This is a genomic window from Streptomyces cellostaticus (genome assembly GCF_023630175.1).
GTDB classification, from domain to species: Bacteria; Actinomycetota; Actinomycetes; order Streptomycetales; family Streptomycetaceae; genus Streptomyces; species Streptomyces cellostaticus_A.
This window is the reverse complement of record NZ_JALLIN010000036.1, coordinates 1-21327: the sequence shown is the minus strand read 5'-3', so window position 1 is coordinate 21327 and position 21327 is coordinate 1. Positions and strand designations below refer to the sequence as shown.

23 protein-coding genes are annotated in these 21327 nt (G+C 71.7%); 11 read left to right on the top strand and 12 right to left on the bottom strand.

Features of this window, described 5'->3' with window-relative positions; all coding sequences use genetic code 11:
- Nucleotides 1–96: 96 nt before the first annotated feature.
- The 5 genes from MXD57_RS22270 to MXD57_RS22250 all read left to right on the top strand — a co-directional run bounded on the left by MXD57_RS22270 (nt 97) and on the right by MXD57_RS22250 (nt 5058).
- Complete coding sequence (locus MXD57_RS22270; RefSeq protein ID WP_250403524.1) at nt 97–882, top strand: SDR family NAD(P)-dependent oxidoreductase; 786 nt, start codon at nt 97–99, stop codon at nt 880–882.
- A 35-nt stretch (nt 883–917) separates the two neighbouring features.
- The gene (locus MXD57_RS22265; RefSeq protein ID WP_250403523.1) at nt 918–1862 is read left to right on the top strand and encodes an aromatase/cyclase; all 945 of its coding nucleotides are present in this window, start codon (nt 918–920) and stop codon (nt 1860–1862) included.
- A gap of 93 nt (nt 1863–1955) precedes the next feature.
- The gene (locus tag MXD57_RS22260; RefSeq protein ID WP_250403522.1) at nt 1956–3161 is read left to right on the top strand and encodes a cytochrome P450; all 1206 of its coding nucleotides are present in this window, start codon (nt 1956–1958) and stop codon (nt 3159–3161) included.
- Nucleotides 3162–3236: 75 nt separating this feature from the next.
- Complete coding sequence (locus MXD57_RS22255) at nt 3237–3956, top strand: IS6 family transposase (RefSeq protein ID WP_250403521.1); 720 nt, start codon at nt 3237–3239, stop codon at nt 3954–3956.
- Nucleotides 3957–4290: 334 nt separating this feature from the next.
- Nucleotides 4291–5058: a serine hydrolase domain-containing protein gene (locus MXD57_RS22250; protein WP_250403520.1), complete on the top strand. Its 768-nt coding sequence runs from the start codon at nt 4291–4293 to the stop codon at nt 5056–5058.
- Here MXD57_RS22250 and MXD57_RS22245 read toward each other — a convergent pair.
- The 3 genes from MXD57_RS22245 to MXD57_RS22235 all read right to left on the bottom strand — a co-directional run bounded on the left by MXD57_RS22245 (nt 4973) and on the right by MXD57_RS22235 (nt 7197).
- A complete protein-coding gene (locus MXD57_RS22245; RefSeq protein WP_250403519.1) occupies nt 4973–5812 on the bottom strand; it encodes an IS3 family transposase in 840 nt (279 codons plus the stop codon). The two genes, MXD57_RS22250 and MXD57_RS22245, sit on opposite strands and share 86 nt — an antisense overlap.
- On the bottom strand, nt 5809–6117 hold the full coding sequence (locus tag MXD57_RS22240; RefSeq protein WP_250403518.1) for a transposase: 309 nt from the start codon (nt 6115–6117) through the stop codon (nt 5809–5811). The genes MXD57_RS22245 and MXD57_RS22240 overlap by 4 nt, the downstream gene beginning before the upstream one ends.
- Nucleotides 6118–6183: 66 nt before the next feature.
- On the bottom strand, nt 6184–7197 hold the full coding sequence (locus tag MXD57_RS22235) for a hypothetical protein (RefSeq protein ID WP_250403517.1): 1014 nt from the start codon (nt 7195–7197) through the stop codon (nt 6184–6186).
- A 280-nt stretch (nt 7198–7477) separates the two neighbouring features.
- Here MXD57_RS22235 and MXD57_RS22230 point away from each other — a divergent pair, with 280 nt between their 5' ends.
- Nucleotides 7478–7720, top strand: coding sequence for a hypothetical protein (locus tag MXD57_RS22230; protein ID WP_250403516.1), 243 nt, complete (start codon nt 7478–7480; stop codon nt 7718–7720).
- 30 nt (nt 7721–7750) lie between these two features.
- Here the strand turns inward: MXD57_RS22230 and MXD57_RS31835 are convergent, their stop codons facing one another.
- Nucleotides 7751–7879, bottom strand: a complete 129-nt coding sequence (locus tag MXD57_RS31835) for a hypothetical protein (protein WP_308290879.1) — start codon at nt 7877–7879, stop codon at nt 7751–7753.
- Nucleotides 7880–8636: 757 nt separating this feature from the next.
- Nucleotides 8637–9923 carry a M48 family metallopeptidase gene (locus MXD57_RS22220; protein WP_250403563.1) on the bottom strand — a complete coding sequence of 429 codons (1287 nt, stop codon included), beginning with the start codon at nt 9921–9923 and terminating at the stop codon, nt 8637–8639.
- Nucleotides 9924–10236: 313 nt separating this feature from the next.
- Between MXD57_RS22220 and MXD57_RS22215 the strand changes: the two genes are divergently transcribed.
- The gene (locus MXD57_RS22215; protein WP_250403515.1) at nt 10237–11037 is read left to right on the top strand and encodes a hypothetical protein; all 801 of its coding nucleotides are present in this window, start codon (nt 10237–10239) and stop codon (nt 11035–11037) included.
- A 235-nt stretch (nt 11038–11272) separates the two neighbouring features.
- On the opposite strand, the gene MXD57_RS22210 is transcribed toward MXD57_RS22215, so the two are convergent.
- Nucleotides 11273–11677, bottom strand: a complete 405-nt coding sequence (locus tag MXD57_RS22210) for a hypothetical protein (RefSeq protein ID WP_250403514.1) — start codon at nt 11675–11677, stop codon at nt 11273–11275.
- An 83-nt stretch (nt 11678–11760) separates the two neighbouring features.
- A complete protein-coding gene (locus MXD57_RS22205; protein WP_250403513.1) occupies nt 11761–12321 on the bottom strand; it encodes a YrhB domain-containing protein in 561 nt (186 codons plus the stop codon).
- A gap of 148 nt (nt 12322–12469) precedes the next feature.
- On the opposite strand from MXD57_RS22205, the gene MXD57_RS22200 reads away from it, so the two are divergent.
- Nucleotides 12470–13030, top strand: a complete 561-nt coding sequence (locus MXD57_RS22200) for a GNAT family N-acetyltransferase (protein ID WP_250403512.1) — start codon at nt 12470–12472, stop codon at nt 13028–13030.
- A gap of 207 nt (nt 13031–13237) precedes the next feature.
- Nucleotides 13238–13798 carry a GNAT family N-acetyltransferase gene (locus MXD57_RS22195; protein ID WP_250403511.1) on the top strand — a complete coding sequence of 187 codons (561 nt, stop codon included), beginning with the start codon at nt 13238–13240 and terminating at the stop codon, nt 13796–13798.
- Between the two features lie 103 nt (nt 13799–13901).
- On the opposite strand, the gene MXD57_RS22190 is transcribed toward MXD57_RS22195, so the two are convergent.
- The gene (locus MXD57_RS22190) at nt 13902–14765 is read right to left on the bottom strand and encodes a DUF4396 domain-containing protein (RefSeq protein WP_250403510.1); all 864 of its coding nucleotides are present in this window, start codon (nt 14763–14765) and stop codon (nt 13902–13904) included.
- Nucleotides 14766–15950: 1185 nt separating this feature from the next.
- Here MXD57_RS22190 and MXD57_RS22185 point away from each other — a divergent pair.
- The gene (locus tag MXD57_RS22185; RefSeq protein ID WP_250403509.1) at nt 15951–17183 is read left to right on the top strand and encodes a helix-turn-helix domain-containing protein; all 1233 of its coding nucleotides are present in this window, start codon (nt 15951–15953) and stop codon (nt 17181–17183) included.
- Nucleotides 17184–17793: 610 nt separating this feature from the next.
- Entirely contained in the window at nt 17794–18036 is a 243-nt protein-coding gene (locus MXD57_RS22180) for a dihydrofolate reductase family protein (RefSeq protein ID WP_250403508.1), read from the top strand.
- A 339-nt stretch (nt 18037–18375) separates the two neighbouring features.
- Here the strand turns inward: MXD57_RS22180 and MXD57_RS22175 are convergent, their stop codons facing one another.
- From MXD57_RS22175 to MXD57_RS22160, 4 genes are all read right to left on the bottom strand, one after another.
- The gene (locus MXD57_RS22175; RefSeq protein WP_250403507.1) at nt 18376–18819 is read right to left on the bottom strand and encodes a hypothetical protein; all 444 of its coding nucleotides are present in this window, start codon (nt 18817–18819) and stop codon (nt 18376–18378) included.
- Between the two features lie 140 nt (nt 18820–18959).
- A complete protein-coding gene (locus tag MXD57_RS22170; RefSeq protein ID WP_250403506.1) occupies nt 18960–19466 on the bottom strand; it encodes a DUF427 domain-containing protein in 507 nt (168 codons plus the stop codon).
- A gap of 312 nt (nt 19467–19778) precedes the next feature.
- Nucleotides 19779–20690, bottom strand: a complete 912-nt coding sequence (locus MXD57_RS22165; RefSeq protein ID WP_250403505.1) for a GlxA family transcriptional regulator — start codon at nt 20688–20690, stop codon at nt 19779–19781.
- Nucleotides 20687–21226 carry a cysteine hydrolase family protein gene (locus MXD57_RS22160; protein ID WP_250403504.1) on the bottom strand — a complete coding sequence of 180 codons (540 nt, stop codon included), beginning with the start codon at nt 21224–21226 and terminating at the stop codon, nt 20687–20689. Before MXD57_RS22160 ends, MXD57_RS22165 begins: the two co-directional genes overlap by 4 nt.
- Nucleotides 21227–21327: the final 101 nt, after the last annotated feature.

Below are 21327 nucleotides of genomic sequence, written 5' to 3'. Positions count from 1 at the left end.
CCCGGGCCGCGCACGGCGTCCAGCGGTCTTCTACCTCGGTTCGAGCCGACCAGGCCACGGTGAGGGCCGACATCACCGACGAGGGGAGACCAGACCATGGCGAACGACGATCGGCGGGTGGCCCTCGTCACGGGCGCCACCAGCGGCATCGGGCTGTCCGTCGCCTGGGACCTGGCCCGCGCGGGCCTGGCGGTGTTCCTCTGCGCACGGGACACGGACGCCGTGAAGCGGACGGTGGAGGAACTGCGTGCCGTCGGCCACGAGGCCGACGGCACGTCGTGCGACGTACGGGACAAGACCTCGGTCCGGGCCCTGGTGGACTCCGCCCTCGGGGCGTACGGCCGGGTCGACGTCCTGGTGAACAACGCCGGCCGCAACGGCGGCGGGGTCACCGCCGACCTCCCCGACGAGACCTGGTACGACGTCATCGACACCAACCTCAACAGCGTCTTCCTGGTCACCCGCGAGGTGCTCAAGCGCTCCGGGATGCGGGAGCGCGGCTGGGGCCGGGTCATCAGCATCGCCTCCACCGGCGGCAAACAGGGCGTGGTGCTCGCGGCGCCCTACTCGGCGTCCAAGCACGGGGTGATCGGCTTCTCCAAAGCGCTCGGCAAGGAGCTCGCGCCGACCGGCGTCACCGTCAACGCGGTTTGCCCGGGCTACGTCGAGACTCCGATGGCCCAGCGGGTGCGGGCTGGCTACGCCGCCGCCTGGGGGACCACCGAGGAGGACGTCCTGGAGCAGTTCCAGGCAAAGATCCCGCTGGGACGCTACTCCACGCCGGAGGAGGTGGCCGGCCTCGTCGGCTATCTGGTGAGCGACACCGCGGCATCCATCACGGCCCAGGCGCTGAACGTCTGCGGCGGCCTGGGCAACTACTGATCCCGGCATACGGCCGAGACAAGAGGGAGGGCCCCGTGTCCGACAGGCACCACACCCTGCACAAGCTCGAGATCGACGCACCCGCCCGGGTGGTCCACGACATCATCGCGGACGTGTCGCGCTGGCCTGTGTTCTTCACCCCCAACATCCATGTCGAGCACGTGGAACGGGGCGAGCGCACCGAGCGCATCCGGATCTGGGCCACGGCGGGCGGCGAGGTGAAGCAGTGGACCTCGCGCCGGGACCTCGACCCGGAGGCCCTCACGGTGCGCTTCCGGCAGGAGGTGTCGGCGCACCCCGTCACCTCGATGGGCGGCACCTGGCGGGCTACGGCCCTCTCCCCCACCCGCACCCGGCTGGAACTCCACCACGACTTCACCGTCGTCGACGACGCCCCCGAGCACGTGGCCTGGGTGAACGCCGCGCTGGACGGCAACAGCGACGCGGAGCTGGCCGGCATCAAGGGGGTCGCCGAACGCTACGATGAGCTGGACGCGCTGATGTTCAGCTTCGAGGACACGGTGCGCATCGAGGGCGACGCGCGGGAAGTCTTCGACTTCCTCAACCGGGCCGACCTGTGGCCGCAGCGTCTACCGCACGTGTCCCGGCTCGAACTGACCGAGGACCAGCCGGGCGTCCAGGTCATGGCCATGGACACCAAGGCCGCAGACGGCTCCGTGCACAACACCGAGTCGGTCCGGGTGGTGCGCGGCGACGACCGCATCGTCTACAAGCAGACCACCGTGCCGGCGCTGATGAGCGCCCACACCGGCTGCTGGACGCTCACGCCGCGCGGCGGCGGGGTGGACGCCACCTCGCAGCACACGGTGGTCGTCAAGCCCGAGGCCGTCGAGAAGGTTCTCGGTGTGGGACGCACGGTCGCGGACGCCAGGAACTACGTCCGGAACGCGCTGAGCACTAACAGCCGGGCGACGCTCGGTCACGCCAAGGCTCATACCGAGGCGCGGCGGAGTGGGTGAAACCGCCCTGAGCGCATGCGCGTTGCTTGCGTTCGCGCTGTGTCAACCACCGCCGAGTCCAGTCCTACCCGATGGCACGAGGAGACCTCGCTAATGGACGGCCCGCACTTCCCCGACGCCATGCGGCGCACGCTCGCCCACTACGCGCGCATGCGCCGTGACGAGCCGGTCAGTCACGACCCCGTGTCCGGGCGGTGGCAGGTGTTCCGCTACGCGGACGGACTGCGGGTGATGCAGGACTCCGAGACGTTCTCCAACGACATGAGCGAGTTCATGCCCCCGGTGGAGGAGCTTTCCGCGTTCCAGCAGGGCAACTTCCAGAACATGGACATGCCCCGACACCGGGAGCTCCGCAGCCTGGTCAGCCAGGCCTTCACCCCCCGGTTCGTGGCGGACCTCGAGCCCCGGATCCGGGAGGTGACCCGACAGTTGCTGGACGCCGCCGACGCCCGCGACGACACCATGGACGTGGTCGCCGACCTCGCGCATCCGCTGCCCGTGACGGTCATTGCCGAGGTGATGGGGCTGCCCCGCGAGGACCACGGCCTCTTCCGCAAGTGGGCGTACGCCCTGTTGGTGGACAACGGGGTCGACGCGATCCGCAGCGAGGAGGGCGTGGCCGCCATGGCTCCGGCCATCCGGGAGATGAACGACTACCTCGGCGGCCATGTACGGCGTCACCGGACCGTCGAAGGATCGGGCCTGCTGCACGACCTCATCCGGGCGGAGGCCGACGGCCGGCGGCTGAACGACCAGGAGATCGTGGGCTTCCTGGGTCTGCTACTGATCGCCGGGTTCCTCACCACCAGCGCCCTCCTCGGCAACGCCGTGCTCTGCTTCGACGAGCACCCCGAGGCCACTGCACGGCTGCGCGCGGATCCGGAACTGCTGCCCTCCGCCATCGAGGAGGTGCTGCGCTACCGGTCGCCGCTGATCTGGCTGGACCGCCGGGCGGCCCGGGAGACCCGACTGAGCGGTCATGTCGTCCCCAAGGGAGCGCTGGTCAGCGTCGCCCTGGTGTCGGCGGCCCGGGACGAGGAGGCCTTCCCCGACCCAGACACCTTCGACATCACCCGCCGGCCCAACCGCCATCTGTCGTTCGGCAAGGGCGCCCATGTGTGCCTGGGCGCTCCGCTCGCCCGGCTGGAGGCGCGGGTGGCCCTGACCGAGCTGCTGCGCCGCTATCCCGACTTCGCCGTGTCCCCGTCCACCCAGGAGCCGCTGCTGTTCCACGACCCGGACGGGCTGCAGGCGGCCACCCGTCTGCCGCTGCGGGTCAGCCGGGCCCTGGTGCGTTGAGCTGCGTGGGGCGCTGTCACGTTGGCTGAGCGGGTGGGATGATCTTCTGGTTGATCAGGCTGGGAGGGGTCGTCCGTGAGGAGTACGTCGCCGTCGTACAGGGGACACCGGTACCCGGTCGAGGTGATCTCCCAGTGCGTGTGGCTGTACTTCCGCTTCCCGCTCAGCTTCCGCGAGGTCGAGGAGCTGATGCTCCAACGCGGCGTGATCGTCTCGTACGAGACGGTGCGCCGCTGGTGCGTCAAGTTCGGCCAGGCCTACGCGAACGGACTGCGCCGCCGTCGGCCCCGGCCTGGGGAGAAGTGGCACCTGGACGAGGTGTTCGTCAGGATCAACGGGGAGCCGAAGTATTTGTGGCGGGCCGTCGACCAGGACGGCAACGTCCTCGACATCCTCGTCCAGAACCGGCGGGACACGGCCGCCGCCAAGCGCTTCTTCCGCCGTCTGATGAAGAAGACACGCGCGGTGCCGCGGTTGGTCGTCACGGACAAGCTCCGCTCCTACGGCGCCGCCCACCGCGAGGTCATGCCCTCCGTCGAGCACCGCTCCCACAAGGGACTGAACAACCGGGCAGAAAACAGCCACCAGCCCACTAGGCAGCGTGAACGCGCGATGAAAGGCTTCCGCAGCGTCGGCGCGGCCCAGCGATTCCTGTCCGCCTTCAGCGGCATCTCAACCCACTTCCGACCCCACCGCCACCTGCTCGCCGCTCCCGACCACCGAGCCGAAATGACCATCCGCTTCGCCATCTGGGACCACGTCACCGGAGCCGTCGGCGTGGCCGCAACGGCCTGACCCAAGGCTGACACCCGAGCCGACCTCGCGCTGGCACGCCATCAGGCTCTCGCACACCCAACAACGTGACAACGTCTCCTCAACTCCTCACCCTCCCGTGCCTACCGCGCGGTTGCGGCCATCATCGCGCTCCCCGTGATGCGCACCTGCGCCCGCGCGGTGTACCGCTGCGTGTCACGCAACCGTCACCGCATGCCAGGAAGCACCGCTGCATGTGCCGTGCCACCCCGCAACAGTTGAAAGCCAGCACGCTCGAGAAAGGCCCGCGGTGCGCCGTATCCCCACCTGTGTCCTGAGCAACGCCGCTCCACCGGCAGTCAGTGACGGTCATGCCGTGGACCGGTTTGTCGAGATCGGCTCGTTCACCAAGGTCATCACGGGCACCGCGCTGACCTGCATGGCCGAGGCCGGGAAGCTCGCGCTCGACGACCCCCTTGAGCGATGGCTTCCGGCGACTTCCGGAACCGGGATCACTCTCCTCCACCTGGCCCAGCACACGTCCGGCCTTCCGCGCCTGCCACCTCGCATCTCGCGTCGGAATCCGTATGCGAAGTTCGACCGTCGCACCGTGCACCAGCTGCTGAACCGGCTCGACGCCATCGCCACTCACCCGCCCGGCCAACGGGAGGAGTACTCCAATCTCGGGTACGCCGTCCTCGGTGAAGCCCTGACCGCTGCGGCCGGCACCACCTATGAGGAGTTGGTGACCAAGTACGTCCTGCGTCCGCTGGACATCACCGAAGTGACCGCAACCCCGGACCCGGGCAGGCAGCTAGTGGCCCGAGGCCGCCTGGGAAGAGTCCGTCAACCGTGGACGATGCACGGCGCGATCCTGCCAGCGGGGGGTCTGTGGGCCACCCCCCGGGCGGCCGCCGAATTGGTCGTACGACTCCTCGTGGAACGCAGTTTGGGCGCCCCCGCGCCGTCCTGGCAGACGGCAGGCGCCCTGCGCTGGCACAATGGCGCCACACGTGACGCCTCTCTGTTCGCCGGAGCAATGGACGACGGTCGCTGGGTCATGATCCACCACCTCGGCGGAACACCCGAGGAAGCCGACCAAGCCGGCATTGAGGTGCTAAGGCGAAGCCGCAAGACTCTCTGACGACACTAGATCGAATGCGCACGCTGCGTCGACGCCGGGAGCTCGCCCTGCCTGGCGGGGCCTCGTCGACGAGACATCGCCTCCCGCGCTCCGTCTCGTCCGCTATGAAAGGGCGGGCAGGGCCAGGCCCGTGGACAGTTGTGTGCTTCACGGACGTGTATTGACAGCCGTGGTCGGCATGGTGGACGAGCTCGCCGGGGACGGGCTCGCGGCTGGCCAGGGCGTACTCCAGCGAGGTCAGGACCAGGTCCGCGTCCGCGCGGGCGGAGGTTTCCCAGGCGACGACACGGCGGGAGAATGCGTCGCGGATCGCGGACAGCCACAGCGGGCCCTCCAGCGTCGCGATCATGGTCAGGTCGGTGACCCACAGCCGGTTCGGCCCGTTCGCGGTGAAGTCGCGTTGCACCAGGTCAGGGGCAGGGGCGGCGTCCGGGTCGCGTCGAGTGAAGCCCTTGCCCCTGCGGGGGCTGATCCCTGCGAGGCCGGCCTGGCGCATGAGCCGTTCGACGCGCTTGCGGCCGACGTGGACACCCTCGCGCTTGAGGACGGCGTGCACGCGGGGCGAGCCGTAGATCCCGCCGGAGTCGGCGTGGACCTGACGGATCTTCCCGGTCAGGTCGGCGTCCTGACGGCGCCGCTCGCACGGTTCCTGCTCGGCCCGGCGCCAGCGGTAGTAGGTGGAGGAGGGGATATTCAGTTCCCGGAGTACGGGCTCGACCCCCAGGTGCGGGTGCTCGTCGACGAGCGCGGTCACCTGGGCCGGGTCGGGTCGAGCTGAGCCGCGAAAAAAGCCGAGGCCGTCCGCAGGACCTCGTTCGCCCTCTTGAGCTGGACATTCTCCTTGCGCAGGGCGGCAAGCTCCTCACGCTCGGCGGAGGTGAGCATGTCGCCTCGTTCGCCGGCATCGGCCCCAGCCTGGCGGATCCAGTTGCGCAGGGCCTCGTGGTGCACGCCGAGTTCCTCGGCCATGCGGAGGATCACGGGCTTCGGCTCGGCGGTCCGATACATCCGTACCGCACGCTCACGCAATTCCAGCGGGTATTTCCTCGGCGCAGGCATCCTCTGGTCTCCTCTCACGAGACCTATCTGACCCTCTGTCACCCCTCCCCGCATCTCGGGGGAACCTCAGTCCTGGTCGGGGCGTGCCTCAACTCTGCGAACCAGACAGGCCAACCACATGCCCAAGAAGACGACGAGGGAATACAGGCCCATAGCCCAATTCAGCGGCGCATCCGTCATCCACAATGCGAGGGGCAGAGCGCCGGCGCACACGGCACTGACGGGTGCTGCGTGTCGGTAGTGGCTGCGCGGCGGGTCGTAGCGGTCGAGATCGATGGGTGAGGGCGGAAGGACGTCTGGCTCCTCGGCCAGGAAAACGCTCTCCCTGGCCAGTTGCGCGGCCCTCTTACCCGCCTGCGCGCGGAAGTCGGAGTACCTGTCGACGTAGTAGACGCAGGGATCAGCGAACTCAGGCCCCGGCGAGGGCATGATCTCCCAGCCCTCACGGTGCGCCTCGTCGTAGGCTCCTGCGATCTCCTCGGCCAGTGTCCGCCACCCTGCGACACCTGTCATGTCGGCCAGAGCGACCACACGGGAGAGCACCGTGCTCAGGGACTGCCGCTCGTGCTCCTTGCAGCGGGTCTTGGGGTCGGTGAAGAGTAGAACCAGCCGGCGTAAGTAGTCGGTGAGGTCGAACCAGCATGCCGCCGGGCCGTGACCGGACTTGCGCCGGGAGTTGGGCAAAGACTGATCAAGTTCGCTGAACAGATGCTCGACGGCGCGCAGCGCCTGTTGACGAGCGCTGTCTTCCCGGGCCTGCGCCAGCTCGGCGACTGCTCGCATGCGATCGGCCTTCTGTGTGGCGATCTCGCTGGCTGCTTCCGCCTCACCCTGTCTTCGCGGTAGCGCGCTGCTCCCCGAAGCAGTCAGGTACTGATAGACCAGGGTCCATCTCAGCTCCCAGTACTCGATGTCCTCGGGCTCGGCCGCCTTGGCCTGCAACACGCTGCGGAGCGTGTCGAGACCCACGAGTCTCTTGCCGCTGCAAAGTTTGGACATTTCACCGTTACTCAGGAAGGCTCCTGAGGTGCTGTACGGACCCCCCACAAGCTCTCGGAACTCCCGGGCGAACTCACGCATGACCGGATCACACCCGCTGATGTCCAAGCTCTTCCGCGGCCGCCCTCGTCCCCGCGACGGCGCTCCGCCACCAGGCTCGTCGGCACCCTCCCGCTGTGGCATGCGGGGAGGCTACCCACAGTGCCACCGTCCCAGGCAACAATTCTGACCAGCGCTTTTGTCAAGGCACGTTTCTTCCCCTTCCGCCGGCTCGACGTGGTTGCCAATGCTGGCAGGGACCGGTCGGCAGGGTCGTCGACCGGCCGGTGGGTCACCGAACCACTTCCAACGGAAGGACACCATGGGTAGCAACCATCAACGCCGGCGCGCGGACCGCGTCGACGTGATCATCTTCCTCTCGATCCTGGCTGCCGGCGTGGTGCTCACAGTCCTCGGCGTTCCGGCAGGCTCGATAGCCGGCATCGCCGCCGCCCTCGCGGCACTCTACGAGGCATGGACAGCCCCGCACGTTCGACAGTCCCCACCGAACGACGGATCGACTGACGCCGGCGCTAGGCCGGCGGACGACTCTGACCTTCTGTGAAGGGTTGGGGCTTGGCGTCGATCCGCGACGTCAGCGGGATACCGCCATGGCCTCGTGTTCGCCGAGGAATTCGAGGAGGTGGGCTCGGGTGGCGAGCAGGTGACGGTGGCAGGCCATGCGCTTGTCGGCTTCCAGCGATGCGGTCGGGTCGAGACTCAACGGTCGGGCCGTGGACCATGGCGACGGCGACCGCGCGGTTGAGGGAGACCGTCGAGTTCGGCCCGAACCGCTCCAGGGGCTCGTACAGGGCCAGGATCTGGGGGCCGATCGGTGGTTCCGGTGTCCTCGGCCTCATCGTGCACGGCCGCCACGGCCGCCTGCGGTCGATGCGGGCCGACCCGGCCGAGCGGCAGCGTCCGGCTCAGCAGGCCGACCCCTTCGGCCACGGCCCGGGCAGTCCCGCCGGCCGCGGTCCTGCTCCAGCTCGCTCACGGCACCGTTCAGATCACGAGCTGTCCTCGAGCCGGGTGGACCAGGCCGCCCGGCCCACCGCGGCGAAAGGTGGTGAGAAGAGTGTGTCAGTCACCCCGGGCCCAGTGGATAGGACGCCCGTGATCGGCGCTGGGTGAGCCGCACCTCCGGGGTGCGGACCCTCACCGCGTGGTTTTCGGCAGCCGGGCCGGTTGAGCGGCCAGTGGGCCTGGGCGCGCCTCCGCAGTGTTCCCGCAGCCGGAGCACTGGCTGGAGGCGGACGCGCAGCCGGGCTTGCATGTGGGGTCTTGGGGATCGGCATGGTCGTGGTCGGCGGGCAGCCGGGAGGAGTCGAGGCCGCTGCCTTGGACGAGGTGGGTGCCGGCGGTGGTGGTTTCGTCGACGCGGTGGAGCAGGCCGGCCCGTGCGGCCGGGGGGGCGTGCGAGGCAAGGCGCCCGCTGCGGGTGCTGTTCGCAACAGCACCCGGACCGGCCGGGTGGAGGTTCAGTCCACGAGGCCGTCGCGCAGCAGGCGCCTGGCCACGTCGGTGCGGGCCGCGGCGAGTTCCGTGGCGATCCGCTCGCTCCGGTGGTGTTGCGGCACCACCGCGGCGGGCAGGGGCTCGCCGGCGAGGAGGCAGGCGCGGCGCAGATGGGTCGGCGGGTGGGTGGCGTCGACCTGGTGACCGCGCCGGGCTCCGGCGCGTCGCTGCCGTTCGTACTCGTGCTCGGGGATGGATGCCGCGAACGCGGTGAGCAGCGCCCAGAGTTCGTCGGCGCGGGCCTTTGCCTCCCGGGCGGACCTCGATCCGCCGAGGGCGGCTCGGTTGGCCTCGCTGCGCAGCAGGACGGCGAGCGAGTGGGTGGTGAGCAGCCGGTCCATGAGGCCGACCGTGGCCTGGGTGGAAGCGGTGCGGGCGGCCAGCCGGTCGGCGAGGTACTCGGCCCGTGTCCCGGCCCGCGACGTCAGCCGGACGAACAGCACCAGCAGTCCCCGGACCACCAGGCGGGGCAGCACGTAGAGGGCGTTGACGGCCAGCTCGATTCCCGAGGGGTCCGGAAGCGGCTGGAGGGTGTGGTGCCACAGGGCCAGGGTGCGTACCGCCGTGCCGACCACGAGGCCGTTGCGTGTGTCGCCGTTGGCGTAGTGGGCCAGTTCGTGCCCGAGGAGCGCGATCCGCTCTTCGGGGGTGAGGACCTCCCACAGCGGCATGCCCAGTACCAGCAGCCGCCGGCCGCGTGCACCGTAGGTCATGACGTGCGCGTTGATGCTGCCGTCCACGGCGACCGCGTGGACGCTGCGGGTACCCACCGCCCGCGCCACCTCGTCCACCAGGGCGAAGAGTTCGGGCGCGTCGGCCCGGAACAGCACGGGCCGGTCCTCGGGCGGTCGGCGCACCCTCGGGGCGAGCGCCCAGAAGAGCACCAGAAGCACCACGCCCGCCACCACGCCGACGCCGCCCCAGCCCGCCACCACGCACCAGACACCGCCGACGGCAAGCGCGAGGGTGACACCGTGCACGATCAGAGCGAGCGCGGTGGCCGCGACCGCCGAGGCGTCGCGCCGCGGGCGCAGTGCCTGCCCGCTCAGCATCTCCGCGAGCAGCCGTTGCCCGTGCCGCCGGGCCGCGGCCCGCACGGCCCGGTCCAGTGGTCCCCCGTCCGGCTGGGGCTGCCCGGGGTCCACGTTCCAGTCGCACGCGGCGCACCAGAGGGCGAACCGGCTGTCGCCGCGGATCTCCGCGCCGCAGTCCGGGCACGGCTGTCTCGTCTCACTGGCCACACCGGGCATCACACCGTCCCCCTCTTCCACGGCCCTCCCCGAGCCGCTACTTGCCGGTACCGGCTGATCTGATCACACGTCAGGGCCTGGGTGAAGGCCGGTCCTGTCGACAGGCTGAACCGTGATCACGCCGCAACCGTGTGAGGGGCCGCGGAAGCGAACGGGCAGCCGAGGCGAAGGCTTCGTGTGGGTGCCGCGCTCCCCCGGTGGCTCGTCCCCGGCCGTTCACGAGCGGGTGGCCTTCGCGTCGGACGGCAACATCCGTCGTGTGCGGGTGGGTAGCATCCGGCAGCAACCCCTCAGGTACAAGGAGCGTGCCGCCATGGCCAAGGAGCCCGAGAACACCACCCCCATCCAGAGCGTGTGGGCGCAGCGATGCGCAGGAGACCTCGTGGTCAACCGCGAGAAGCAGGCCGGTCTGCGGCAGCAGCTCGAGGAACTGCAGCGGGAGGAGGAGTGGTTGGTCAAGTGGCAGGCGTCGCTGTCGCTGCCCGTCGCCGCCGGTGGGGCCGCGGGTGGTGACGCCGCGGGTGGGGCGTCCGGTGCGGCGAGCGAGGCTTCGGCTGTTCCCTCGCCCCGGCAGGAGGATCACGGTGAGGCGGCCCAGTCCGGGTCCGCCGCGCGGAAGCGGACCGCGGGCAACGCGACGCCACCGGTGGAGAGGACGGCTGCTGAGAAGGTCACCCGCAAGAAGGCGACCGGGAAGAAGCCCGCCCGGAAGGGGACGGCTGCCACGGAGCAGACGGGGCAGAGGAAGACGGCTCCCGCGAGGAAGGCCACCGCGAGGAAGGCGGCCGCGCGCGCGACGGGCTCCTCGGCCCCGGAGGCGGGCAAGCCGAAGCAGCCGGCCCTGCGGCAGTTGGTCCTGGACGTCCTGTCGAGGACTCCCGGAGAGCCGCGCCTGGCCCGCGAGGTCCATGACGCCCTCGCGAAGGAACATCCGGACCGGGCCACCTCGGTGCAGTCCGTACGCAACACCCTGGAGAAGCTCGTCAGGAGCAGCGCTGCCGTCAGGACGGACCAGCAGGGCTCGGTGATGTACACCGCTCAGGGGGACGGCGCGCACTTCGCCGCGGACGGTGAAGCCGCTCAGGCGGGTGGGAGGGTTCCGGCCCAGGTGTGAGACGCCGGGCCGGTGGGCGCCCAGGCACCCGGGGCGCCCTGGTCCGGCCGGTCGGGCCGGCCGTGTCCCGGGCTGATGCCGGTGCGGGAGATCGTGGGAGGCCGTGCGCCGTCGAGGGGGTGAAGGCGGTGGCCGCGAGCACGGCGAGAGGCTCGCACTGCCGGACGGTTGGCGCCTGGATGTCGCTCACCGGAGCATCGCCGACGTCCTGACCGGTCGGGACGTGCGCGGCGACTCACGGCCGGAGGCGTTCCCCCTGCGGATCGAAGCAGACGAGGCCGTGCTCACGAGTCGGTGCGGCCGCGTACTCGGACGCGGCCGCGTACGCGGACACTTCCTCAGCCCTGCCGCAGGAGATGAGCAGGTATCCGATGGGGCCCGAGGCCTCGTCGATGACCGGCGGTGACGCCCGTACGGCGCCGTGGCCGGCATCGTGCGGGTGTCGCGCCACGAGGGCGTCGGCGTCGGCGTCGGCGTCGGCGTCGGCGTCGGCGTCGGCGTCGGCCACGATGCCGGGCACCGCAGGCGCGACGACATCGTCCGGCTCCGGGTAGCGCTCGTAGAACTCGTCGTGGATCGCCCCCGCTTGGCGGTCGGCCTGCGGACGGTCGCCGTCCCGCACAGCGAGGTCATGGTTCACCGGTGCAGCGTCGCGGGCAGCGGTACGGCCGACGCCGGCAGGCCCTGACGCCGAACCTCCGGCGGACGTCCGCGGGAGGGCTCCTATCCGGGCCTTCCCCGGCGGATGGTGTGCACGGCGAGTACCGGGTTCAGGGGTTCGACGAGTTGTTCGACGGCGACAGCCACGAGGTGGGCCGGGGGGTCGGTGCGCAGTAACGCATGGACGTATTCGAGGGCCTGCGGCGGAGACAGCATGGGCAGTCTGTGCCGCAGGACGCGCACCGCCGGCACGCGGCCTCGCGCGGCGGCCGCTTCGCGTATCTCGTCGTGCAGATCGTCCACAGGGGTACGCATGGCGAGTCCGCGGATGCGAACGCGGTAGTCGGCCTCCCAGGCCCCCTGCAGCTCGGAGAGGACGCCGATGCTGTGCAGCCCGCCGTCGATGCGGTCGACCAGGTAGGGGCCGTGGCCGATCAGCATGGCGGAGGGGTTCTGGGTGCGGGCGTGTTCCTCGGACTGCCAGTAGACCTTCCAGACCAGTTCGTGTTCCTTCACGCGCGTCACTCGGGTGCGCACCGGGTCCACGCCCAGAGCCGCCCACTTCTGGTCCTCGCGGTCCAGCTCCTCCTCGACGACACGAATCGCGGTCTCTCGCTCGATCACGGATGAAGCATCCACGAAGGCTCGGATGCCGACCAGCGGCCCTGCCGGCACACGGCCGCGTCGACGGCGGCGGCCCGGACGACGTCGCGGGTCCGCCCCTGTCCGCCCACGCCGGCTCGGTTCGCGGCGCGGCGTGATCGAATAGGGGATGACTTCGTACTGGACTGGTGAGCGGGTGCGTCTGCGCGGTATCGAGCCCGAGGACTGGAGGGCGTTCGAGGGCTTCGCCGTCGATGAGGAGCGGTCGGGAGACCTGCTGCAGCCGCCGCGGTCCGCCGAGAGGTTCCGTGTCTGGGCGAAGGAGCAGGCCGTCGCGGAGTTCGGTGACGACTGTTTCACGCTGGCCGTCGAAGCCGTGGACACGGGGCAGAACGTCGGGGCTGTCGGCTCGCACCACGCCGATCCGCGGGCGGGACGGTTCGAGTACGGCATCACGATGGGTGCTGGGCACCGGCGCAAGGGCTACGCGGCGGAAGCCGTGGTGATGCTGCTGCGATTCATGTTCGCCGAGCGGCGGTACCACAAGTGCGAGGCGCGGATCTTCGCGCACAACGAGGCGTCGCTGGCCCTGCACCGCCGCCTCGGCTTCGTCGAGGAGGGGCGCCTGCGAGATCACGTGTTCCTTGCCGGCCGACACCATGATCTCGTCGTGATGGGCATACTCGCCGACGAGTTCGCCGAGTTGCACCCGATGGGCGAACGCGGCTGAGTGCTGGGCCCCCGGTCCGCGGTGCGGCCGCGGCGGTGTACCGGAGGCACCCGCCGATGAGGGCGGTGGAGGCGGCCAGGCGGTGGTTGCGGCCGTCCTCCCGGCGCGAGGGCGGGGCGGCGCAGGGGGCGGCGGAGTACGGACGGGAACGGTGCGGCGTGCTCCCCTGATGGCCGGGGGCGGGCGCGACGCGGCAGGATGTTCCGCATGGCATTGCCCACCCCCGAGTTGTACACCGCCCGCCTGCGGCTGCGGCCGTTCACCGACGCCGACGCGGCGCCGCTCTACTCGCTGCACAGCAGCGCCCATGTGCTGCGTTACTGGGACTCCCCGCCGTGGACCGAACCGGCCCGCGCCCAGCGCTTCATCGCGGCCTGCCGGACGATCGAGGAGGAGGGCACGGGCGCGCGGGTGGCCGTCGACCACGTCCGCGACGGCGCGTTCCTCGGCTGGTGCGGCCTGACCGGCTGGAACCCGGACTCGCGCAGCGCGTCACTGGGCTACGTCTTCGACGCGGCCGCGTGGGGTCACGGCTACGCCACGGAGACCGCGCACGCCGTCCTGCGGTGGGCGTTCGACACCCTGGATCTGAACCGCGTCCAGGCCGAGACCGACACCCGCAACGTGGCGTCCGCCCGGGTCCTGGAGAAGCTCGGCTTCGTCCGCGAGGGCACCCTCCGCGAGGACTGCGTCGTCAACGGCGACGTCTCCGACTCCTGGGTCTTCGGCCTCCTCCGCCGCGAGTGGCGCCCGACGGCCGGCCGCTAGGACCGGGGCCGCCCGCCGCCGGGTCCCGGGCCGGCCCGACCGCCGCGCACCGATCGGGCCGGCGCTCGCGTCGGCCCGTCCGGGGGGGGTGCCGCCGCCGGCGTCAGCCGAGCTGTCCGAAGATCGCGGCCAGCAGCACACCGGAGGCGAGGAAGACGACGGTCAGCGTCGCCATGGCGGCCTTCTGCTCTCGGGTCACCTCGGCTTGCGGCATGGCCATGGCGGTGACGGCCGGGGCCGGTGCGGGCGGCGCCCCGGGCACCGCCTCACCGCCCTGTCCCAACGCCCGTACCGTTCCCATACCGTGCTTCAGATGGTTCGCCACCAGCCAGACGTTCACGGGATAGGCGAAGGCGAGACCGGCCAGGACGGCCAGGGAGAACGTGGCCCAGAAACCGACGTCGGCGACATCGTCGGTGCCGGGCACATGGCTCCGGATGATCACGAGCACCGCCACCATGGCGCCCATCACGCAGTTCATCGACAGCCACTCCGCGAACACCGTGGAGCGCACGGCCCGGACGTAGCTCCCGCCGAGCATGTCGCGCATGAACAGGGCCTGGAAGACCAGCAGCCCGAAGCCGAAACCCACGATGTACTCGGTCAGGCTGTCGGCCCAGGGCGCAAGGCCGATCGACGACGCGATCACCGCCGCCATCATGATGCCGGTGGCGTCCCCGGCCACACAGTGGATGGTGGATCCGAGCGCCTGCTTCCACAGCGGCGCCACGAACCGCTCGTGGGCTCCCGGCCGGGGTTCCTTGCACGAGAGCACATAGATGGCGGCGCCGACCGGGCCGATGTACAGGGTCACCAGGACCCAGCCCCACTTCATCACGGTGAGTTCGGGATTCTTGGTGAAGGCGTCGTACGCGACGTAGGCCGAGGACAGGACGACCAGGAAGAACCACAGGTACATCAGCGCGTCGGCCGTGGTCCCGCTGATGCCGATGCTGGCCACATCCATGTCCGTTCCGCTCCTTGCCCGCTCACCCGTTGGCCGACGTGCCGCGTCTCACCGCGCCTCATGGTGCTTCAGGGCCGCTTCTCGGGACGGGTCGACGCACCAGGCCACGACGTCGCGGCGATCGCTCTCACTCCGGTGGACGCGCGAAGCAGGGCGGCCATGAGCGGGGGATCCGGCGGCGGGAGCTGCGTCGACGGCCGCCCAGGGGCAGGTCATCGTCGGACACCAGGGCTGCTGACGGGGTGGCGGTCACCGTGTCGGTCACCGACCGAGTCCGGCCGAACTCTGCTGGAGCGGGCCCCCTCACCGGTGGCATCCGCGCCTCCACCGACGAGACGAGACGAGGCAGCACGGCACGGCGCTGCGCGGCGCGGCATCTGCGCCGCCGTCGCGCCGGCCCCGTGCCCGAGCAGTGGACCCGAGCAGTGGACCCGAGCAGTGGACCCGAGCAGTGGACCCGAGCAGTGGACCCGAGCAGTGGACCCGAGCAGTGGACCCGAGCAGTGGACCCGAGCAGTGGATACGCACGCATCGCGCTCGGGGAGACGACGGCCTCCCCCTCAGCCGTCCCGCCGCCCGCCCCAGCCCCGGGCTCGGGTTCGGGCTGGGGCCGGGGCTGGGTGGTGGCCGGGGTGCGAGGACCCCGCCTGGTCTCCTGCAGGTACGCGAGAGCCTGGCGGCGGGGCGTCCGGGCCAGGAGCCGGTGCTCCTGGACACCGCGGCGGGCCTCGTTGCGGGCATGGACGAGTGCTTCGGCCCGCAGGACCAGCAGGCTCGCGAAGGCCAAGGGCGCGGCCGCCCACCAGGGGGCACTGGCCAGTGCCCCCAGCGCGGCTGTCGACAGGCCGCCCAGGGAGGCGGAAAGACGCGGAACGTTCATGTGTGCGAACTCCTCGAAACGGTGGACGAACGGCGGTGGATCGCCCGCTCCCCGGACGGGGCCGGAGTTCGGCGGATCCACCAACGAAGCGGCGGAGCATGGCGGTTGGCCGTACACGTGGCGTTCTTGATGGCCAGGATGAGTACTCCGGGGCGGGCCGCAGGGCCCGGAAGCCGGCCGCAGAAGGTCTCGGCGGCGGGCCCCGCCGACAACGTTCTAGGCCCGCCGCACCCCTGTTCGCCAGGGACGTCGGGAGGCTGTGAACGCGTGAACGCACATGAACGGCTCGCGAACGAGGAGAGCTGATGGCAGTACCCGCCGGCTTCCGGCCCCGGGGGCCCCGACGCCCCGAGCCGGGCGCGGCTCCAGCGGGGTTACGGCCCTGGGTGACGCTGATGCGCGGGGTCCACGACGAGCTCTACGAAGAGCTGGACCCGGCCGAGCGCCCCACCGTCACCGCGCTGGCCCACGCGGCCCATCTCAGCCCGTCCTACGTCTCGGAGTGCTTCTCGGGCAAACGCCGTCCGTCGCTGAAGGCCTTCCTGTCCCTGGTGGCGGCGCTGCGCGGGAACCCCGCCGAGTGGGAGCCGCGGTGGCGGCGGGCCGATGCGGAACACCCGCCGCCCGGCGAAGCGGAGGAGTCCCTCCTGCCCCTGCCCGGGGTCGACGACGAGGACGGCGGCGACTCATGGGGTCCGGGGCCGGCGGGCGGCGGGCCGCGGCCCCTGCCCGGCCCGATCCGTCCCCTGCGCCGCCATCCCCTGCGCCGGCTCACCCGCACCCTTGTGGCCTGGGTGGTCCTCGCGTTCACCTGGCACAGGCGCATCTCCCGGGACAGGCACGCGATGCGACTGCGCCGCAAGCTGGTCAAGGAGGTCAGGGACCGGACCGGCGAACACCTCCGGCCGGCCGAGGTCCACCACTACCTGCGGCCCAGGTTCCTGATCCTCACCGAACGCCGGGAGGAGGGCCTCGCTCGTGGCCGCCGGGGCAGACGCGCCCGGCGGGCCGAACCGCAGGCCACGGCGACCTTGGTGACGAGCATCCGCGCACTGTACGAGGACACCGACGACCTGGTGGTCCTGGGCAGGCCGGGCATGGGCAAGACCACCCAGTTGGCGCGGCTCGCCCACCGGCTGGCGATGGAGGTACTGGAAGGCGGCGACGACCAGGGTCTCCCGCATGTCCCGGTGTTCCTTCGCCTGGACACCTACCGCGGCGAGCCCGCCGAGGACTGGCTGGTCAGCGCCATGAGCCGGGAGTACGGGGTCTCCGGTGCACTGGTGCGGACCTGGCTGAGCGAGCACCGGCTGCTCCCGGTGCTGGACGGCCTGGACGAGGTGGCCGAGGCCGGACCGGTCCACATGCGTCGCGGAACTGCGCCGGCTGCGGCGCGTCTGCCCCGGCATGGCCGTGGGCTGCCGCACGGACGAGGCGGACCTGCGCCGTCTGGCTTTCGGTCTCCGCGCCCGGCGTTACGTCGAGATCCAGCCCCCGAGCCGGCAGGACGTGCAGAACTACCTCGCCGCCGACCGTGAGGCCCTCGCGGATGTGCACGTCGCCCTGGAGGAGGATCCGGACCTCTGGCCCCTGCTGCAGTCGCCGATGGTGCGGGGGTTCATCCGCCTCACCTACGCCAACAGGCGCGCGGACGACCTGCGCGTGCCGGGCAACCTCACCGAACGCCGCAACCGGATCTTCGACGCCTATGTACGGGAGTGCCTGCGCCGCGAGCGCCCGTGCCGGGACGCGGCTGCGGAGCGGACCCTGACCTGGCTGACCTGGCTGGCGCGGACCCTCACCGAACGCGGGGAGCATGTGCTAGCGGGTGCTCGTCCACCGCACGGACAGCGGGTTCTTCTTCCCGCATCGCCTGCTCCAACTGCACCTGGCCGTACCCGTGGACCAGCTGCTGCCCCGTGTCGTCTCCCGGCCGGCGGGCCACGCGCCCGAGGCGCCCGGGCAGGAGCGGTGCGGTGCGGTGCGGGCGGGTCGCCGCAGGGCCCGGTGCCGGCTTCGTCCGGCGGGCGGCCGGACGAGGTTGCGGGACGGCCGTCATGAAGACGGGCCCCGCACGGCTCCCGGGTGCCGGCTCCACCCCGCCGTCGCCCTTCACGCCGTCGTCCTTCACGCCGTCGTCCCGCCGAGGTGGCCGGGGACCTGAAGGCAGCCGAGGGCGGGGACGTTCTCGTGCTCTCCAGCGCGAGCGTCATCAAGGCGCTGCCGGCGGCCGACAGGGTCGACCGGCTGGCGCTCACGATCTTCCCGGTCTTCCTCGGCGGCGGCCCCCGCCTCTTCGACGGCGCTCTGCCCGCAGGGCGGTGGACACCGGTCCGTCAGACCGCGGGCGAGGACGGCACGCTGGCCCTCGTCCACGACCGGGTCCGCTGAGCCGGCCGATCGGCTCCGCAGGCACGGCTCCGGCTCGCAGCCGGTGCGCCGCCGTGCGATCCGGGACCTGCGCGCACCCGCGGCAGCGGCTGCGCCGCGCGCACCGTCGCAGCGGTACCGGGAGGGGGCCGGAAGCTCGGGCGCCGTCCGGGGAGCAGTGGTTCCGGGCCGTCGTCGCTCGCGGGTCGCGGGCGCCGGGGGCCGGCGCTGCGGCCGGTCGAGCCGTAGCGGCTCCGGCCTCGCTGTCCAGGCGGGTCTCCGGGATGTGGCGCGACCGCGGGGAAGTCCGCGGCCCGCCCGGCCGCGTCCATGACCGCGAGGCCGGTCGGGCCGCGCCCATCAGGGGGACGGCCGGGCTGTCCCGGGCCCGCCCGCCGCCTTGGCGGCCGCGCGGTGCAGGGGGAGCGCGGACGCGACGACGAACAGTCCGAAGAGCGTGAGGGGCAGCAGCGGTATCAGCTGTGAGGGGTCGTCGTGCAGCCAGTGCCGGTTGCCCCACCAGTTGCCGCACATGTCCAGCGCCGTCACGGCGCCCGCCAGCACGATCCCCTCTCGCCGTGCGAGTCCCACCAGCACGACGACCAGCGGATCGAGGACCACCAGGCCGGTGAAGAACACCTGCAGGGGCACCTGCGGGAACATCGCGTAGGCGTGGATGCCGTCACGGGCCACGTCGACGACGTGCGTGCGCGTCCCCACGAGGAATCCGACCACGTACACCGCGAGGGCCCATCTCGCCCACACCGGCTGTCCGCCCCATCGTCGCCACGGCCCGCCCCCCACTGGGCCAGCGTAGACGAGCCCGGGGCCGGCCTGGACGGGCCCGGGCGTCCCGAGGGCGCGAAGGGGCGGCGGCAACGGGGACTCCGCCGGGATGCGGGGAGCCCTGCCGGCGCGGGGCGCGTGGTCGCCGCGGGTTCTGCTCACCACCCCTGTGTGCCGGGCGCGCCCTTGAAGGGTCCTCGCACGTCTTCGGTGATCCAGCCGCCGTAGAAGTCCCCTTCCTGGGCCCGCACCTCCTCGCCGCCGACGAGACAGCGGTCGACACGGCTCGCGTAGAAGGCGAAGTAGTCCCTCAGGACCGTGTACGCGGGCTCGGGGCTCGCGTAGCTCCAGGCGGCCCGGCTGCGCACCTCGTCACCGACGATCACGTCCCAGTAGCGGGCGCTGCCCTTCCACTCGCACCAGGTGCGGCCCTCGGTGAGGAAGAGCAGCTCCGAGCGGACGTCCTCGGGGGGAATGTAGAACGTCGGAGGGTGGCTGGTCTCCAGTACCCGGACCGCGTGTCTGGTCTCGGCCACCACACGGCCGCCGCATTCGACACGGACCAGGCGGTCGTCCGGCAGCACGGCGGGCGGCCGCGGGTAGTCCCAGACGGACGTGGCTTCGCGATCGGCGGACGTGGCTCCGCGATCGGTGGAATCGGCCATACCGGTCTCCTCGTGGCGCGCGGCACTGTTCGTGTTCACCACCTCTTCCGTGCAGCGCGGCGTTCCGGATGAGACGGACCTCGACATTGGCCGGATCGAGGGTGTCGCGGCTCCGGCGAGCCGCGTGGCCGGCCCGGCCACCGGCGTCGGGGCCCTTGGCCCGGACCGGTGTCGGGGCGTGGGCCGAGGGGGCGCCGTTCGTGCGCGGGTGGGTGGTGGGGCCGCCGGTGGCCGCGGACGGGCGCCGGCCGCACCGCCTCGCCCGGCCGGGCCGTCGGGCCCGGTCGGGGCCGGTCCGGTCCGCCGGTGTCGTCAGGCGGGCCGGGACCGCAGCCGGCGCACCATGCGGGCGTCCTCGAAACCCACCTGACGGGCCGCGGACTCGACGGTGGCGCCGTGGCTGATCAGGTGTTCGGCCCGCTCCAGGCGCAGCGTCTGCTGGTAGCGCAGCGGAGTGAGGCCGCCGGTGGCCCGGGAGAACTGGCGGGTGAGCGTACGGGGGCTGACGCCCGCGTGGGCGGCCAGGCGGGTGAGGGGCAGCGGCGTGGCGTAGTGGGTGTCGATCAGGTCCTGGACGCGGTGGACGGTGTCGTCGACGTGGCTGCGGTGCCGGAGCATGGCGCTGGCTTGGGGTTCGTTGCCGTTGCGGCGCGTGTAGATCACCATTTCGCGTGCCACCTGGGCGGCCAGGGCGGGGCCGTGGCGTGTGGCCAGCAGGTGCAGGGCCAGGTCGATGCCGCTGGCGATGCCCGCGGAGGTGACGATCCGGTCGTCGGCCAGGAACAGTACGTCGCGGACCACGCTCGCCCGGGGGTGGCGGGCGGCCAGTTCGTCCTGGAGCTGGTGGTGGGTGGTGCAGCGGCGGCCGTCGAGGAGCCCGGCTTGGCCCAGGGCCTGCGCTCCGGCGCAGACGCTGGCGACGGTGCCGCCCGCGGCGTGGTGTGCGCGCAGGCGCCCGGCGGTCCGGGGGCTGATGCGGGGGCCGCCTCGCAGGGTGGGCGCGCTCCACCCGGGGACCACGACGAGGTCGTCCGGGCCGAGTTCGGGCCAGTCGGTGCGGGCGGTCAGCGAAAGGCCCTGGGCGCTGCGTATCCGGGGTTCCTCGGCGACGTAGTCGAGGTCGTACGGCTGCCCGAAGGCCCCTGCCGTGGAGAAGGCCTGGGCCGGGCCGGCCAGGTCGAGCAGGTGGACTTCGGGCAGGAGGACGAAGACGACGTGGGTCATAGCGGTGATGCTGCCAGCTCGTCCACGGTGGCGATCCGTGCGAAGCGGCCCCGCAGGACGGCCAGGGTGCGTTCGGTGATCGCCTCGGCGCTGAGGTCGCCGATCGGTTCGGTCGTGGTCGCGTCCGCCACGAACACGACCTCGTAGCCCAGGTCGCTGCCGATCCGGGCGGTGGTCTCGACACACTGCTCGGTACGGATCCCGCAGACCCACAGCTCGCCGACCCCGGCCTCGGTGAGCCGCTGCTGCAGGTCGGTGGTGGTGAACGCGTTGTGCGAGGTCTTGTACAGCACGGGTTCTTCCGGCAGCGGCCGCTCCAGTTCCTTCAGCAGCCGGACGTGGCCCGCTGCCGGGTCGAACACGCCGCCGCTGCCGGGCTCGGTGTGCAGCACCCAGACCAGCAGGTCGCCGTTGTCCCGGGCGATGCGCACGAGCCGGTTCACCGGCTCGGCGATCTCGGGGTTGGCGATCTGCTCCCACTGGGGGCGGGCGCGGAAGGATTCCTGGACATCGATCACGATCAGGGCTCGTCTCATGTCCACCAGTGTGACCAGGGCGTACCCGGGGCCGACAGGCATGATCGGGGCCGGGACCGGAACGATCCGGTCATCCGGCCGGGGCCGCCCCAACCGGCTCG

Coding starts and splice junctions, on each gene's coding strand:
- MXD57_RS22195 (WP_250403511.1), top strand. CDS start 13,238: ATGGCATTGCCCACCCCCGAGTTGTACACCGCCCGCCTGCGGCTGCGG.
- MXD57_RS22220 (WP_250403563.1), bottom strand. CDS start 9,923: ATGCCCGGTGTGGCCAGTGAGACGAGACAGCCGTGCCCGGACTGCGGC.
- MXD57_RS22240 (WP_250403518.1), bottom strand. CDS start 6,117: ATGCCTGCGCCGAGGAAATACCCGCTGGAATTGCGTGAGCGTGCGGTA.
- MXD57_RS22190 (WP_250403510.1), bottom strand. CDS start 14,765: ATGGATGTGGCCAGCATCGGCATCAGCGGGACCACGGCCGACGCGCTG.
- MXD57_RS22230 (WP_250403516.1), top strand. CDS start 7,478: ATGGGTAGCAACCATCAACGCCGGCGCGCGGACCGCGTCGACGTGATC.
- MXD57_RS22270 (WP_250403524.1), top strand. CDS start 97: ATGGCGAACGACGATCGGCGGGTGGCCCTCGTCACGGGCGCCACCAGC.
- MXD57_RS22160 (WP_250403504.1), bottom strand. CDS start 21,226: ATGAGACGAGCCCTGATCGTGATCGATGTCCAGGAATCCTTCCGCGCC.
- MXD57_RS22215 (WP_250403515.1), top strand. CDS start 10,237: ATGGCCAAGGAGCCCGAGAACACCACCCCCATCCAGAGCGTGTGGGCG.
- MXD57_RS22170 (WP_250403506.1), bottom strand. CDS start 19,466: ATGGCCGATTCCACCGATCGCGGAGCCACGTCCGCCGATCGCGAAGCC.
- MXD57_RS22165 (WP_250403505.1), bottom strand. CDS start 20,690: ATGACCCACGTCGTCTTCGTCCTCCTGCCCGAAGTCCACCTGCTCGAC.
- MXD57_RS22200 (WP_250403512.1), top strand. CDS start 12,470: ATGACTTCGTACTGGACTGGTGAGCGGGTGCGTCTGCGCGGTATCGAG.
- MXD57_RS22260 (WP_250403522.1), top strand. CDS start 1,956: ATGGACGGCCCGCACTTCCCCGACGCCATGCGGCGCACGCTCGCCCAC.
- MXD57_RS22235 (WP_250403517.1), bottom strand. CDS start 7,197: ATGCGTGAGTTCGCCCGGGAGTTCCGAGAGCTTGTGGGGGGTCCGTAC.
- MXD57_RS22185 (WP_250403509.1), top strand. CDS start 15,951: ATGGCAGTACCCGCCGGCTTCCGGCCCCGGGGGCCCCGACGCCCCGAG.